Origin of the sequence: Kitasatospora sp. NPDC048540, assembly GCF_040651175.1 — a bacterium.
Taxonomy (GTDB): domain Bacteria; phylum Actinomycetota; class Actinomycetes; order Streptomycetales; family Streptomycetaceae; genus Kitasatospora.
Genome location: NZ_JBEZIR010000020.1, coordinates 20,772 through 34,331, shown reverse-complemented (window position 1 = coordinate 34,331; position 13,560 = coordinate 20,772). Strand labels below are relative to the sequence as shown.

At 76.0% G+C, this 13,560-nt stretch carries 13 protein-coding genes; 6 read left to right on the top strand and 7 right to left on the bottom strand.

From position 1 onward, the window contains the following. Positions 1–49: 49 nt before the first annotated feature. Positions 50–661 (top strand): hypothetical protein, encoded by a 612-nt coding sequence (locus tag AB0D08_RS11050; protein ID WP_033819125.1) that lies wholly within the window; start codon positions 50–52, stop codon positions 659–661. A 64-nt stretch (positions 662–725) separates the two neighbouring features. Here the strand turns inward: AB0D08_RS11050 and AB0D08_RS11045 are convergent, their stop codons facing one another. After that, positions 726–1,610, bottom strand: coding sequence for an alkaline phosphatase family protein (locus AB0D08_RS11045; RefSeq protein ID WP_359887773.1), 885 nt, complete (start codon positions 1,608–1,610; stop codon positions 726–728). Positions 1,611–1,877: 267 nt separating this feature from the next. Here AB0D08_RS11045 and coaE point away from each other — a divergent pair, with 267 nt between their 5' ends. Beyond that, a complete protein-coding gene (gene coaE / locus AB0D08_RS11040; protein ID WP_033819135.1) occupies positions 1,878–2,477 on the top strand; it encodes a dephospho-CoA kinase in 600 nt (199 codons plus the stop codon). On the opposite strand, the gene AB0D08_RS11035 is transcribed toward coaE, so the two are convergent. After that, positions 2,465–3,262 (bottom strand): hypothetical protein, encoded by a 798-nt coding sequence (locus tag AB0D08_RS11035; RefSeq protein ID WP_082526336.1) that lies wholly within the window; start codon positions 3,260–3,262, stop codon positions 2,465–2,467. The genes coaE and AB0D08_RS11035 overlap by 13 nt on opposite strands. Before the next feature lie 120 nt (positions 3,263–3,382). Here AB0D08_RS11035 and AB0D08_RS11030 point away from each other — a divergent pair, with 120 nt between their 5' ends. Beyond that, entirely contained in the window at positions 3,383–4,324 is a 942-nt protein-coding gene (locus AB0D08_RS11030) for a LysR family transcriptional regulator (RefSeq protein WP_033819133.1), read from the top strand. Between the two features lie 252 nt (positions 4,325–4,576). Further along, positions 4,577–5,299, top strand: coding sequence for a rhomboid-like protein (locus AB0D08_RS11025; RefSeq protein ID WP_051811995.1), 723 nt, complete (start codon positions 4,577–4,579; stop codon positions 5,297–5,299). A gap of 265 nt (positions 5,300–5,564) precedes the next feature. Here the strand turns inward: AB0D08_RS11025 and AB0D08_RS11020 are convergent, their stop codons facing one another. The 3 genes from AB0D08_RS11020 to soxR form a co-directional block, all read right to left on the bottom strand. After that, entirely contained in the window at positions 5,565–5,954 is a 390-nt protein-coding gene (locus AB0D08_RS11020; RefSeq protein ID WP_359887769.1) for a VOC family protein, read from the bottom strand. A 76-nt stretch (positions 5,955–6,030) separates the two neighbouring features. Beyond that, the gene (locus tag AB0D08_RS11015; RefSeq protein WP_082526335.1) at positions 6,031–6,882 is read right to left on the bottom strand and encodes an SAM-dependent methyltransferase; all 852 of its coding nucleotides are present in this window, start codon (positions 6,880–6,882) and stop codon (positions 6,031–6,033) included. 123 nt (positions 6,883–7,005) lie between these two features. Beyond that, on the bottom strand, positions 7,006–7,494 hold the full coding sequence (gene soxR / locus AB0D08_RS11010; protein WP_033819122.1) for a redox-sensitive transcriptional activator SoxR: 489 nt from the start codon (positions 7,492–7,494) through the stop codon (positions 7,006–7,008). Positions 7,495–7,550: 56 nt separating this feature from the next. On the opposite strand from soxR, the gene AB0D08_RS11005 reads away from it, so the two are divergent. Beyond that, entirely contained in the window at positions 7,551–8,270 is a 720-nt protein-coding gene (locus AB0D08_RS11005) for a transketolase (RefSeq protein WP_033819121.1), read from the top strand. 74 nt (positions 8,271–8,344) lie between these two features. Continuing rightward, on the top strand, positions 8,345–9,262 hold the full coding sequence (locus AB0D08_RS11000; protein ID WP_033819120.1) for a transketolase: 918 nt from the start codon (positions 8,345–8,347) through the stop codon (positions 9,260–9,262). A gap of 112 nt (positions 9,263–9,374) precedes the next feature. On the opposite strand, the gene treZ is transcribed toward AB0D08_RS11000, so the two are convergent. Together treZ and treY are read right to left on the bottom strand one after the other, a co-directional pair. Then, entirely contained in the window at positions 9,375–11,111 is a 1,737-nt protein-coding gene (gene treZ, locus AB0D08_RS10995) for a malto-oligosyltrehalose trehalohydrolase (protein ID WP_033819119.1), read from the bottom strand. Positions 11,112–11,116: 5 nt separating this feature from the next. Beyond that, entirely contained in the window at positions 11,117–13,522 is a 2,406-nt protein-coding gene (gene treY / locus AB0D08_RS10990) for a malto-oligosyltrehalose synthase (protein ID WP_359887765.1), read from the bottom strand. Positions 13,523–13,560: the final 38 nt, after the last annotated feature.

The window sequence follows — 13,560 nt, the reverse complement described above, 5'->3', positions numbered from 1 at the left end:
CACCCCCGCCGGGGGAACCGGGCGGACCGGCGGCTTCGTCCCTCAGGGCATGGACTACCTGCCGGAACTCCTCGCCGCGCTGCCCGCCCTGGACGCGGGCGCCGAACCGCCCGGGCCGTGGCGGCTGCGCCGCGCCGGACTGCTGGACCTGTCGCCGACGGGGGAGTGCGTGATCGAGGACCCGCTCGGCGGCAGCGCGTACGCCCCCGGGGTCGGACCCGGCCCGCACCCCGTCTACCTGGTGGTCGACGAGGACGTCGAGCGGCCCGAAGTGCTCGCCGCCCTGCTGCACTTCGGAGCCACCGCACCCGTCGAGGTGGACGACACCGGCGACCCCGTGTCCACCGACTCGGGCCTGCTGCTGCTCCACGGACTCCCGCCGGCCGGGGTGCCCGCACTGGTCGACCGGGCGCTCGCCGCGCTGCGCCGCGAGACCCCGACCGAGCACTGGAGCCGCGCCGACCACCTCGCCGGACACCTGTCCGCCGACCGCCCGCCCGTCGACGGCGAGCCGGGGGACTTCGCCGAGGGCCACCTGCTGCTGCCCGATGCGGCGTCAGGCGGCCCGGCGCTGGCGCTGCTGGTCGACCTGGACGGCTTCCGGCTGGCACCCGTCCGCGACGCGGCGGGCGCCGTCACGGCCCTGCTGGTCCACCGCTGAGCACCGGCCGCCTGCCGCGTGCCGCCCGCCGGTCGCGGCGGACGGCGGACGGTGGGCGGACGGCTCAGGCCGTGACCGGCTCCGGGGCCGCGGTGAACGGGCGCCCGTCCAGCGTCCAGTGCGGATCCGGGACGATCTCCAGCGCCGCGTAGACGTGCGCCGCGACATCGGTGTGGTGCAGCGGCAGGACCGGTGCGCCGGGGGTGATGTCCGGGCCGCTGGCGGCGATCCAGGCGGTCCGTTCCACCTCGCTGCGCCCGCCGTGGCCGCCCTGGTCGACGTGGCCGTGGTCGGTCACCACGATGACCGTCCACTCCTCGGCGGCATACCCCGGGCGGCTCTCCACGGCGGCCAGCAGCCGCCCCAGACGGCGGTCGGCGGCCTCGGCCGAGCGGCGGTACTCCGCGCCGCAGCCGGTGAAGTGCGCGGTCTCGTCGACCGCGCCGAGGTAGACGAAGGACGCCTGCGGGTCGTCGTCACTGCGCCCGAGCACGTACTCGGCCTCCGCGGTGACCCGCTCGTCGACGACCTCCCAGGCCGCTGGGGTGTCCTCGAGCGGCGCGATGTACGACAGCCGGCCCGGCGCGGCGAACAGCGGGCCGCCGCTGCGAGCCAGGAACAGCGGCTCCCAGCCGCCGGCCGCGAAGGTCCGGCGGCGGTGGGTGGCGGCCAGCCGGGTGGTGAAGTCGGGGAACACGTCGAGCCGGTTCCCGCCGAGGTGGTTGCCGAGCACCCCGTGCTTGGCCGGGCCGACCCCGGTGACGATGGTCGCCCAGCAGGGTCCCGACATGGTCGGGGTCGCGTCGTCGACCATCACCGGCGCCAGGAAACCGGCCTTCGCGACCGCGTCCAGGTGCGGGGTGTGCAGCTCGGGCAGCAGGTCGAGGCGGACGCCGTCGATGCCGACGACCAGGACCCGGCGCGGGCCGGTGGGCCAGAGGCTGGACATGGGGAGGTGCTCCGTCCGTACAGGTGTGGGGGCCTGCCCGGCACCCTAACCGGACTGACGGGCCATCGGAACGCCCCCGGCCCGGGACTGCGGGGTGGACGGCCGCAGAGTTCGCCCGATGTCCGCCGGATGTTCGGCCGGAGTTATCCCGCACCCGCCGGACGGCGGACCGCCGCCGCCTCGTCCCGGCTTCGCCGCCGGGCCGTGGCGGGGCTGCCGCCCGGGCCGCCGCCGGGCCCCGGGCGGGCCGGCGGTAGCCTGGTCGGCATGGTGAGGATCGGACTGACGGGCGGGATCGGTGCGGGCAAGAGCGAGGTGTCGCGACAGCTCGCCGAGCTCGGCGCGGTGATCGTCGACTCGGACCTGATCGCCCGCGAGGCAGTGGCCCCCGGCACCGACGGCCTGCGGGCCGTGGTGGCCGAGTTCGGCACCGGCGTGCTGCTGGCCGACGGTTCGCTGGACCGCCCCGCGCTGGGCCGGATCGTGTTCGCCGACCCGGACCGGCTGGCCGCACTGAACGCGATCGTCCACCCCCGGGTACGGGCCCGGTCCGCCGAACTGGAGGCCGCCGCCGGGCCGGGCGACGTGGTGGTGCACGACGTGCCGCTGCTCGCCGAGAACGGCCTCGCCCCGCTCTACGACCTGGTCGTGGTGATCGACGTCCCGGACGACATCCGGCTGGACCGGCTGGTCCGGCTGCGCGGCATGGCCGAGGACGAGGCCCGGGCCCGGATGGCCGCCCAGGCGACCCGGGAGGCCCGGCTCGCCGTCGCCGACCTGGTGATCGACAACAGTGGCCCGCTGGCCGACCTCGCCCCCCGGGTGCAGGAGGTCTGGCAGCGGCTGAAGGAGCGTCAGGCGGGCTGAGGCGCCGCCGCCCGCCGCCCGGCCGCCGCGGCCAGCCCCCGGATCAGCGGGTGCACGGCCGTGCCGTCGCCCGCCAGCTCCGGCTGGAAGAGCGTGGCCAGGTAGAACGGGTGCCCGGGCAGCTCCGCGATCCGCACCTCGCCCGCCTCGTCCCGCCCGCTGAACCGCATCCCGTGCGCCTGGAGCGCCGCCAGCTTCGGGCCGCTCGGCCCGTACGAGCAGTGGTAGCGCTCGACCGTGCGCTGCGCCCCCAGCAGCCGGGCGGCCAGCGAGCCGGGGTCGAGCGTGACCACACCCTCGTGGCCGACCAGGGAGCAGGCCAGCGGCTCGATCAGCGGGTCCGCCGCGCCCGGATCGTTCTCGGCGTGCGCCGCCCCGGCCAGGCCGCAGACCGTCCGCGCGAACTCCAGCACCGCGTGCTGGAAGCCCCCGCAGGTGCCGAGGAACGGGATGGCCCGCTCGCGCGCCGTGCGGGCCGCCGCCACCGCTCCCGCCTCACTGCGGTACGGGCTGCCCGGCACCAGCCAGACGGCGTCGAAGCCGGCCACCGCGTCCGGCTCGGCGGCCTCCTCGGTGGGGATCCAGTAGGCGTCGAGCGGCAGTTGGTCGCGCCGGGCGAGGGCGTCCAGCAGGCCGGGGATGCGGGCGTGCGAACGGACACCGGCGGAGCGGTCGCCGACCAGGGCGAGCCGCGGGGTGCGGTAGGCGGTGGCGGGGCCGGTGATGGCCGGTTCGGTGGTGGCCTGTTCGGTCGTGGTGCGGTCGGTCGTGGTGTGCTCGGTCATACGGCCATCCTGGGGCGCCGGGCGGCATCAGCGCCAACGATCATCCGTGACCGCCCGATCAGCTCCACTGATGGACGATGCCGACCGGCGGCCGCCGTCCGGGCCCGCACAATGGGGCTCATGGACCCGGTCTTCCTGCGCACCTTCACCGTCGTCGTCCGGCTGGCCTCCTTCTCGGCCGCGGCCCGCGAACTCGGGTACACCCAGTCCGCGGTCTCCCAGCAGGTGGCGGCCCTGGAGACGGACCTCGGAGCGGTGCTGCTGGAGCGCCGCCCGGTCCGGCCGACCGAGGCGGGGGAGCGGCTGCTGGAACACGCGGCCCCACTGCTGCTGCGGCTGGACGCCGCCCGCGCGGACATCCGGCGGCTGGCCGGGGCCCGGCCCGCCCGGCTGGTGGTCGCCGCGTCGGCGTGCGCCGTCACCGACCGGCTGGCCCGGGCGCTGGCCGAGGTCCGCGGCTCCCACCCGCGGCTCGACCTGACCCTGCGCCAGCTGCCGCGCGCGGCCGTACCCGCCGAGGTCGCCACCGGAACGGCCGACCTCGGCCTGGTGGACGGCGTGGCCGCCCCCAGCGACCCGCTCGGCCACCCGGACGTCGGCCCGCTGCTCACCCGGGCCGTCGCCGAGGAACCGCTGGCCGTGGCCCTGCCCGCCGGACACCCGCTGGCCGGCCGCACGCACCTCGCCCTGTCCGGCCTCGCCGACGCCCGGTGGCTGGACGCGCCGGAGACCGCCGTGCCACTGGACCGGCTGCGGACGGCGGTCGGCGCCGACGGGTTCCGCCCGGCCGCCCGGTACGAGGGCGGCGAACTGCGCGGCCTGCTCGCCCTGGTGGCCGCCGGCCACGGCCTCGCGCTGCTCCCGGCCGCCGTCCTGCGGGGCGTGCCCGGGGTGTCGGGGGTGCCACTGCGCTCGCCACGGCTGGTGCACCGCACCGAACTGGTCCATCCGGTGCTGGCACCCGGGAGCCCGGCCGCCCGCCTCGCCGAACTGCTCGACGCGGCCGGGGCGGAGGCGGGGGCTGCGGGAGCGGCGGGGGCGGACGGGGTGCAAGGATCATAATTCTGACGATGATGTGACATCGGTGCCGGTTTTGGTCAAGGTATGACCGTCACATGCCATGATCAGATCACGGGCGAGCACTCCCGGCCCCGGGAGAACGCCGGGTACCCGGCCGGTGGCATCGCCGCAGCCCGAGCCCGGCCCCGGCCCCCACGCCGGTCGGCCCCGGACCGGGCGCCCCGTCACCGTCCCTCGCACCAAGGGCAGTCGGGTTCCCCCCGCGGAGACCGATGCCCAGATCGGAGCCATCCAGTGGCACCCCGCCGCCCGCTGCACGCCGTCCTGGCCTACCCGAAGCGCTCACCGGTGACCTTCGGGTACGTCTGCATGCTGCTGGCCACCCATGCCTGGGTCAGCTACGGGCTGCCGGCCGACCGCGCCTCGTCCCTCCTGCGCCACATCAGCACCAACCTGACCAACCTCACCGACCACCCGGTCCAGGCCCTGATCGGCAGCACGCTGTTCTTCGACGGCACCCTGACGGACGTCGCCTCGCTGGAGTTCCCGGCCACCTTCATCACCCTGGGCCTCGGCGTCTGCTGCTTCCTCGCCCGCGCGGAACGGCGCTGGGGAGCGCTCCGCGCGTTCGGGGTCTTCCTGGCCGGCCACATCGGCGCGACGCTGCTCACCGCCGTGGTCATCATCCTCGCGCTCCGGCAGGGCTGGTACGACGACAGCGTCCGGAACACCCTCGACTTCGGCATCAGCTACGGCGCCCAGACCGTGCTGGCCGCCTGCACCGCCGGCCTGCCGCGCTGGGCCCGGCTGCCGTGGGCGGCCTTCGTCCTCGCCTGGCCGCTCGGCGGCGTCGACTGGTCCGAGCCGCTTCCGGACTTCACCGCCATCGGCCACCTCCTCGCCGCCGCCCTCGGCTTCGCCCTCCTCCTGGCCCGCCCCGAGACCCGGTGGGGCCGATCCGGCCGCACCGCCACCGCCGCGGCGACCGAGCCCGTGGCCGGCCCGCGTCGGTCGTAGCGCCTGACGGTCGGCGCCGGTGCAGGACTGTGCGGGACCGGTCCGGAGTCGTGGAGCGCGGGCACGGCTGTCCTCCGGCGGGTGCGGCGGTGTCCGCAGGACCCTACCGGCCGCCTCCGACGGCTCCGCCGGCCGCGGAGCCACCTGGTGCACGAGGCACGCCCCCGGGCCGGGGGGATCGCAGGTGCGGCCCGCGGCGCGGGGGCGCCTTTGCAAGGTCCCGCCGGGTCCGTCCGACGCGACTTCGCAAGCGCGCCCTCGGGGCTCAGTCCTTCGGCTGGAGCAGGTCCCAGCGGTTGCCGTACAGGTCCTCGAAGACCGCGACCGTGCCGTACGGCTCGTACCGCGGCTCCTCGAGGAAACGGACCCCGGCGGCGGTCATCCGGCCGTGGTCGGCCTCGAAGTCGTCGGTGATCAGGAAGTGGCCGACCCGGCCGCCGGTCTGGTCGCCGATCCGGGCCTCCTGCCCGGGGCCGTCGGCCCGGGCGAGGAGCAGGCCGGACTCGCGCGAGCCGCGCGGGGCGACCACCACCCAGCGCTTGCCTGCGCCGCGCGGGGTGTCCTCGCGCAGCTCGAAGCCGAGGGAGCCGACGTAGAACGCGATGGCCTCGTCGTAGTCGCGGACCAGCAGGGCGGTGAGGGAGATGTGGGACATGCCCGCGATTCTCCCAGGTCCCCGTCCACCGGTCCCGCGCCCGGCCCGCGCCCGGCCCGCGCCCGGCTCCCGCGGACTACGCCTTGCGGCCGACCGCCGCCCAGATCGCCACCTCGTGGTCGGTCGGCTCGGGCTCCTGGTCGGGCCGCCACTGCGGGGCCGTGACCAGGCCCGGCTCGGCGAGCTCCAGTCCCTCGAAGAACCGTGCCACCTGCTCCCGGCTGCGCATGCTGAGCTGGGCGGTGGCGGCCCGGTAGACCGCCGGGCCCTTCGCGGCCTGCTCCGGGGTGGTGAAGTCGCCAGTGGCGTGCGAGAGCGCGAGGTGGCTGCCGGCCGGCAGGGCGTCCAGCAGGGTGCGCACGATGCCGTACGGGTCGTCCGCGTCGTCGATGAAGTGCAGGACGGCGAAGAGCAGCAGGCCGACCGGCCGGTCGAAGTCGATGACCGCCCGGACCGCCGGGTCGGCCAGGATCGCCTTCGGGTCGCGCAGGTCGCCCTGGACCACGCTGACGCTGCCGCCCGCCGAGCCGGCCAGCAGGGCCCGGCCGTGGACCAGCACTATCGGGTCGTTGTCCACGTACGCGACCCGGGCCTGCGGCAGGATCTCCTGGGCGACCTCGTGGGTGTTGCCCGCGGTGGGTATGCCGGTGCCGATGTCCAGGAACTGGGTGATGCCCTGCTCGGCGAGGTGCCGCACCGCGCGCTGCAGGAAGGCGCGGTTGGCACGGGCGCTGATCCGGACCAGCGGGCCCAGCGAGACGACCTGCTCGGCGGCCTCCCGGTCGGCCGGGAAGTTGTCCTTGCCGCCCAGGTAGTAGTCGTACATCCGGGCCGGGTGCGGCACGTCGGGACGCAGGTCGACCGGCACGTGCGGCTCCTCGTCCTCGCCCGACATCCAGTCCAGCGAGACGTCCTGATGGTCGGTCATCGGATTTCCCCCGTTGCGCTCGTGCTGTCGCAGGCAGCATAGACGGGACCGGCGGGGTTGCCGGGGCACAACGGGCAACTGGGTCCGGCCGGCATCCGCGGAGAGCCGCCGCCCGGCCGCCGGTCAGCCGTTCTCCGGCAGCGGCTCGGGGCCGGCCTCCGGGTCCCCGGTGCGCAGGTAGCGCGCGCCGCTGCCGGCCAGGCCGGCCCGGTCGTGGGCGTTGTAGAGCGCGCAGCGGGTCAGTGACAGGCAGCCGCAGCCGATGCAGCCGGTCAGCTTGCGCTTCATCAGCTCCAGTTCGGCGATCTGCTGGTCGATCCGGCCCTGCCAGGTCCGGGCGACGCCGTTCCACTCCTCGTGGTTGGGGGCCCGGTCGACCGGCAGCCGGTCCAGCGCCGTCCTGACCTCCTCCAGTGACAGTCCGACCTGCTGGGCGGCCCGGACGAACGCCACCCGGCGCAGCGTGGCGCGGGCGAACCGGCGCTGGTTGCCGGTGGTGCGCTCGGAGTGGATCAGGCCCATCCGCTCGTAGTAGCGCAGCGCGGAGGCGGCCAGGCCGCTGCGGTCGGCGAGCTGGCCGATGGTCAGGAGGTCGTGCCGGGAGGGTCCCATGGCTGCCGAGGATAGCCGCTTGACCTGAAGCTCACTTCAAGTTGCAGGATCTTGCCATGACCACCGCAGCCACCACCGAGCGGCAGTCCGCGGCCTCCTACGGGTTCGCCGACCTGCCCGACCTGCTCTCCCTGATGACCGGCGCCGAGAAGCACGGCGCGGCCGCCACCTCCACCCTCGACGTCCTGTGGGTGCTCTACGACCGGGTCCTGCGGGTCTCCCCGGACACCGTCGACGCCCCCGACCGGGACAGGTTCCTGCTCTCCAAGGGCCACGGCCCGATGGCCTACTACGCCGTGCTGGCGGCCAAGGGCTTCCTGCCGGCCGACCTGCTGACCGGCTTCGGCACCTACGACTCCCCGCTCGGCCACCACCCGGACCGGCTGCTCGTCCCGGGCGCCGAGATCGGTTCCGGCTCGCTCGGCCACGGGCTGCCGCTCGCCGTCGGCACCGCGCTCGGGCTGCGGGCCCGGGGGCTGACCGACCCGGCGGTGTGGGTGCTGCTCGGCGACGCCGAGTTCGACGAGGGCAGCAACCACGAGGCGGTGGCCTACGCCGGTGCGGCCGGGCTGGAGCGGCTGCACACCGTCGTCATCGACAACGCCTCCGCCACGCACGGCTGGCGCGGCGGCATCGCCGCCCGGTTCGAGGCCGAGGGCTGGTCGGCCGAGACCGTCGACGGGCGCGACCACGAAGCCCTGTACCGCGCGTTCACCGCCCCGCACCCGGGCCGCCCGCACGCGGTGATCGCCCGCGTCGAGCCCAAGAACGCCTGAACGCCCCGCCCGCCCAGCCGCCCCGCCCGCCGCTCCCGTCCCACCGCTCCCTCCACCACCGCAGAGGAACCCAGATGGACACCGTCGAGACCATGCGAGACCGCTTCATCGACATCACCGCCGGCCTGCTCGACACCGACCCCCGGCTGGCCGTGGTGCTCGCGGACATCAGCGCGGCCGGCTTCGCGGACGCCGCGGTCCGGCACCCCCACCGCGTGATCAACGTCGGCATCCGCGAGCAGCTGCTGATCGGCGCGGCCGGCGGGCTGGCGCTGGCGGGCCTGCGGCCGGTCGCGCACACCTTCGCCAGCTTCCTGGTCGAGCGCCCCTTCGAACAGGTCAAGCTCGACCTCGGCCACCAGGGCGTCGGCGCGGTCCTGGTGAGCGCCTCCGGATCGTACGACTGGCCGGCCGGCGGGCGCACCCACATGGCACCCGGGGACGTCGCCCTGCTCGACACCCTGCCCGGCTGGAACGTCCACGTCCCCGGCCACCCGGACGAGGCCGAGGCGCTGCTGCGGCACGCCGCGGCGGCCGGCGACAGCCTCCAGTACGTGCGGCTGTCCGTGCACAGCAACGCGTACGCCCTGCCGGTCGAGCCCGGGCGCTTCCTGACGGTCCGGCAGGGCAACGGGCCGGTCGTGCTGGCGGTCGGGCCGATGCTGGACGCGGTCCTGATGGCCACCGAGGGGCTGGACGTCACGGTGCTGTACGCCGCCACCGTGCGGCCGTTCGACGCGGCGGGCCTGCGGGCCGCCCTCGGCGGCGTCGCCGACGTGGTCCTGGTCGAGCCCTACCTGGCGGGCACCTCCGCCAACGCGGCCCACGACGCGCTCGCCCACCTCCCGCACCGCGTCCTCGCCCTCGGCGTTCCCCGCGAGGAGCACCGCCACTACGGCACCATCCCCGAGCACCTGGCCGCGTACGGCCTCGACGCGGCGGGCCTGCGGCGGCGGATCACCGACTTCCTGGACCACGGCCGCACGGCGTGAGGCACGGGGCTTCGGGCGGGGCCGTTCCCGCCGTTGCCGTCGTGAGGTGGGTGGTGTTCCCGTTCCGCGCAGTTCCCCGCGCCCCTGTGGGGGCGCGCCGGGAGGGGGTACCTCAGCCGACGTGGATCACCGCCGTCGAGTCGGGGCCGAGCACCAGTGTTCCATCGCCGCCGGGCCGGGCCTCGCCGAAGGCGGCGAGGGTCCGTGCGTAGGGGGCGTCGAGGGGGACGGCGGTGGTCCCGGTGCCGCCGATCCGCACGGCGACGCGGTACGGGCCGCGCCGCACCACCAGCACTCCTTCCGCGCGGTCGTGGTCGACCCGGACCGCCGCGAGGTCCGGGTCCATCAGCTCGGGGGCGGCGCGCCGCAGCCGGATCAGCTGCCGGTACCAGTCGAGGAGGCGGGCGTGCCGGGGGAGAGCGGGCTCGGACCAGTCCAGGGTGGAGCCGAGGACGGTGGAGCGGGCCTGCGGATCGGGGACGTCCTCCGCGGCCCAGCCGTGTTCCGCGAACTCCCGCCGCCGGCCCTGCCGGACGGCCTCGGCGAGCCCCGGGTCGGTGTGGTCGGTGAAGTACTGCCAGGGGGTGGCCGCGCCCCACTCCTCGCCCATGAAGAGCATCGGCGTGAACGGCGAGGTCAGCACCAGCGCCGCCCCCGCCGCGAGACGCCCCTGCGGCAGCGAGGCGGACAGCCGGTCCCCGGTGGCCCGGTTGCCGACCTGGTCGTGGGTCTGCAGGTAGCCGAGCAGTCGGTGCCCGTACCCGGTGGGGAACGGGCGGCCGTGCCGGCGCCCGCGGAACGTCGACCGGGTGCCGTCGTGGAAGAACCCACGGGTCAGCGTCTTGGCCACGGCCGCGTACGGGTCCTCGGCGAAGTCGCCGTAGTAGCCCTGGGATTCGCCGGTCAGCAGGGTGTGCAGGGCGTGGTGGAAGTCGTCGCTCCACTGCGCGGTCAGCCCGAGACCGCCGGCCTGGCGCGGGCCGGTGGTCCGCGGGTCGTTCAGGTCGGACTCGCCGACCAGGAACAGCGGGCGGCCGGTCGCCGCCGCCAACCGGTCGACCTCGCCGGCGAGTTCCTCCAGGAACGGCAGCGCCCGGTCGTCCGCCAGGGCGTGCACGGCGTCCAGCCGCAGCCCGTCGATCCGGTAGTCCCGCAGCCAGGCCAGCGCGCTGCCGATCAGGTAGTCGCGGACCTCGTCGGAGCCCGGCGCGTCCAGGTTGACGGCGGCGCCCCACGGGGTGTGGTGCCGCTCGGTGAAGTACGGGCCGAAGGCGGGCAGGTAGTTGCCGGACGGCCCGAGGTGGTTGTGGACCACGTCCAGCACCACGCCGAGCCCGTGCCGGTGCGCTGCGTCGACGAACCGCTTCAGCCCGTCCGGGCCGCCGTACGGCTCGTGCACCGCCCACAGCGACACCCCGTCGTAGCCCCACCCGTACCGGCCGGGGAACGGGCAGACCGGCATCAGCTCGACCAGGTCCACCCCCAGCTCGACCAGGTGGCCGAGCCGCTCGGCGGCCGCGTCGAAGGTCCCCGCCGGGGTGAAGGTCCCCACGTGCAGCTCGTACAGCACCGCCCCGGGCAGCGCCCGGCCCGACCACGCGGTGTCCGACCAGGCGAAGGCGGTGTGGTCGACGGCCCGGCTGGGGCCGTCGGGCCCGTACGGCTGGCGCGGCGAACGCGGGTCGGGCAGCGCCGGACCGCCGTCGAGGCGGAAGCCGTAGTCCCCGGCCGGCGCCTGGCCGTGCCACCAGCCGGGCCGCCCGCCGTCCGGCTGCAGCGGGTGCGCCGCACCCGCCACCTCCACCTCGACCCGGCCGGCGGCCGGCGCCCACACCTCGTACCGCCGCACCCCCGTCACGGCCGCGGCCCCGGCGTCAGCAGCGCGACCGGGAGGTGTTCCAGCAGATCGGCGACGCGCGCCGGGCCGCCCGGGAAGTGGCGCCCGGTCAGCTCGTCGGTCCACGATCCCGGCGGCAGGGCCAGCGCGGTGTCCGCCCAGCCGCCGCGCCGGTGCAGCCCGTACGGCAGCCGGGTGGCCAGCGCCAGCACGTCCTCGCCGCGGCCGAAGGCGAGCAGGTGCTCGGCGGCCGGGCCGGTCGCGGCCAGTGGGCGGTACGAGCCGAACGGGTGGGTACGGCGCAGGTGCAGTGCGGTGGTGGTCAGGTGCAGCTTCTCCCGGGCGAGGTCGCCGGGTCGGTCGGCCGGTGAGTCGGTCAGCCGGACGGCGAGCGCGCCGAGGTCCACCGGCGCCCGGTTGTCCGGGTCGACCAGGGTGTACAGCGGCTCCTCGCTGCCCTGGTAGAGGTCGGGCACCCCGGGCGCGGCCAGCTGCAGCAGCGCCGCGGAGAGGCTGTTGCTGCGGGCGAACGGCGCCAGCAGCTGGACCAGGCCGTCGATCCGCGGGCAGAGCCCGATGTTGCCGAGCACGCCCCGGGCGTACTCGGTCAGCCACCGTTCGAACCGCTCGTCGGGGGCCGTCCAGGAGGTGTGCACCTTGGCCTCGCGGGCCGACTTCAGCAGGGTGCTGACCAGCCGTTCGGGGCCGATCGGCCAGGCGGCGACCAGGGTCTGCCAGAGCAGCCAGGCCGTGGGGCGGTCCGGGCACGGCCCCGCGGCCGTGGTCCAGGCCGCGCACTCGGCCGCCCACAGCTCGGGCAGCTCGGTGAGCACGGCCAGCCGGGCCCGGGCGTCCGCGCTGCGCTTGGTGTCGTGGGTGGACAGCGCCGTCATGCCGGACGGCCGGTGCTGCTCCAGCTCGGCGCACCAGCGGTGGAAGTCGGCCGGGCGCACCCCCGGTCGGCCGGGGTCGCCGCCGACCTCGTTCAGGGCGAGCAGCGCGGTCCAGCGGTAGAACGCGGTGTCCTCGACGCCCTTGGCGGCCACCGCCGACGCGGTCTGCCCGAACCGGGCGCAGAACTCGTCCTTCGCGGGGCTGCGCCCGAGCCGCCCGAGCGCCAGGTCGCGGACCAGGGCGACGGTGGGCCCGGGCTCCTCGCCGGCCTCGCGCAGCGCCTCGAAGACGGTGTCGAACTCCGCGACCGCCTCCGCCGGGGCGCTCTCGCCCGGCACCACGTACGGCCGGTACACCGGGTACTCGGTGAGCAGCGCCCGCAGCGCGTGCCGCAGCTCGCCCGCGCCGTGGTCGGCGAGCGCCGGTTCGGCGGCGCAGATCCGTGCGGCGAGCCGGACGGCGCGCTCCACCTCGGCGGCCAGCTCGCCGTCGGGGGCGGTCAGCTCGGCGCGGGCCAGCCGGCCCGCCTCGGCGGCGCCGGTCCGGTCGGCGACGTCCCGCTGGTACGCGGTGACCAGCCGCTCGGCGCCCGCGTGGTCGGTCAGCACGCCGTCGATCCGGCGCAGCGCGTCGTACCCGGTGGTGCCGGCGCACGGCCAGTCGGCGGGCAGCCGCTCCTCACCGGTGAGGATCTTCTCCACCACGGTGTACGCGCCGCCGGTGGCCGCGGCGAGCTGCCGCAGGTAGCCGCGCGGGTCGGCGAGGCCGTCGGGGTGGTCGATCCGGAAGCCGTCCAGCACCCCTTCGGCGTGCAGCCGCAGCAGGGTGCGGTGGGTGGCCTCGAAGACCTCCGGGACCTCGACCCGGACCGCGATCAGCTCGTTGACGGTGAAGAACCGCCGGTAGTTCAGCTCCTCGGAGGACAGCCGCCACCAGGCCAGCCGGTACCACTGGCGGGCCAGCAGCCGCTCCAGCGGCAGTGCCCCGGTGCCGGGCCGCAGCGGGAAGGCGTGGTCGTGGTAGCGCAGCACGTCGCCGTCGACGGTGAGCTGGTCGAGTACTGCGCCGAGCCGGTCGCCGAGCAGCGGCAGCAGCAGCCGGCCGCGTCCGGGCGCGTCCTCGGGGCCGGGCTGGGCGGTCCAGTCGATGTCGAACCAGGGCGCGTACGGCGAGTCGGGGCCGTCGCGCAGGACCTCCCACAGCGGGCGGTTGAGCTGCTCGGGGACGGGCAGCGCCATGTGGTTGGGGACCACGTCGGCGATCAGGCCGAGGCCGTGCCGGCGGGCCTCGGCGGCCAGCGCGCGCAGCGCCGGCTCGCCGCCGAGCTGCTCGCTGATCCGGGTGTGGTCGACGGTGTCGTAGCCGTGGGTGGAGCCGGGGACGGCTTCCAGCAGCGGCGACAGGTGCAGGTGCGAGACGCCGAGGGCGGCCAGGTAGGGCACCGCGCGCTCGGCGTCGTGCAGGGTGAAGCCGGGCTGGAGCTGGAGCCGGTAGCTGGCCGTCGGCGGTCGGGCGGCGGCTGAGGTCATGCGGTGATGCCTACCCGTGCGGCGGGCGGGTTACCTCC

Coding starts and splice junctions, on each gene's coding strand:
- AB0D08_RS11050 (WP_033819125.1), top strand. CDS start 50: ATGGACTACCTGCCGGAACTCCTCGCCGCGCTGCCCGCCCTGGACGCG.
- AB0D08_RS11045 (WP_359887773.1), bottom strand. CDS start 1,610: ATGTCCAGCCTCTGGCCCACCGGCCCGCGCCGGGTCCTGGTCGTCGGC.
- coaE (WP_033819135.1), top strand. CDS start 1,878: ATGGTGAGGATCGGACTGACGGGCGGGATCGGTGCGGGCAAGAGCGAG.
- AB0D08_RS11035 (WP_082526336.1), bottom strand. CDS start 3,262: ATGACCGAGCACACCACGACCGACCGCACCACGACCGAACAGGCCACC.
- AB0D08_RS11030 (WP_033819133.1), top strand. CDS start 3,383: ATGGACCCGGTCTTCCTGCGCACCTTCACCGTCGTCGTCCGGCTGGCC.
- AB0D08_RS11020 (WP_359887769.1), bottom strand. CDS start 5,954: ATGTCCCACATCTCCCTCACCGCCCTGCTGGTCCGCGACTACGACGAG.
- AB0D08_RS11015 (WP_082526335.1), bottom strand. CDS start 6,882: ATGACCGACCATCAGGACGTCTCGCTGGACTGGATGTCGGGCGAGGAC.
- soxR (WP_033819122.1), bottom strand. CDS start 7,494: ATGGGACCCTCCCGGCACGACCTCCTGACCATCGGCCAGCTCGCCGAC.
- AB0D08_RS11005 (WP_033819121.1), top strand. CDS start 7,551: ATGACCACCGCAGCCACCACCGAGCGGCAGTCCGCGGCCTCCTACGGG.
- AB0D08_RS11000 (WP_033819120.1), top strand. CDS start 8,345: ATGGACACCGTCGAGACCATGCGAGACCGCTTCATCGACATCACCGCC.
- treY (WP_359887765.1), bottom strand. CDS start 13,522: ATGACCTCAGCCGCCGCCCGACCGCCGACGGCCAGCTACCGGCTCCAG.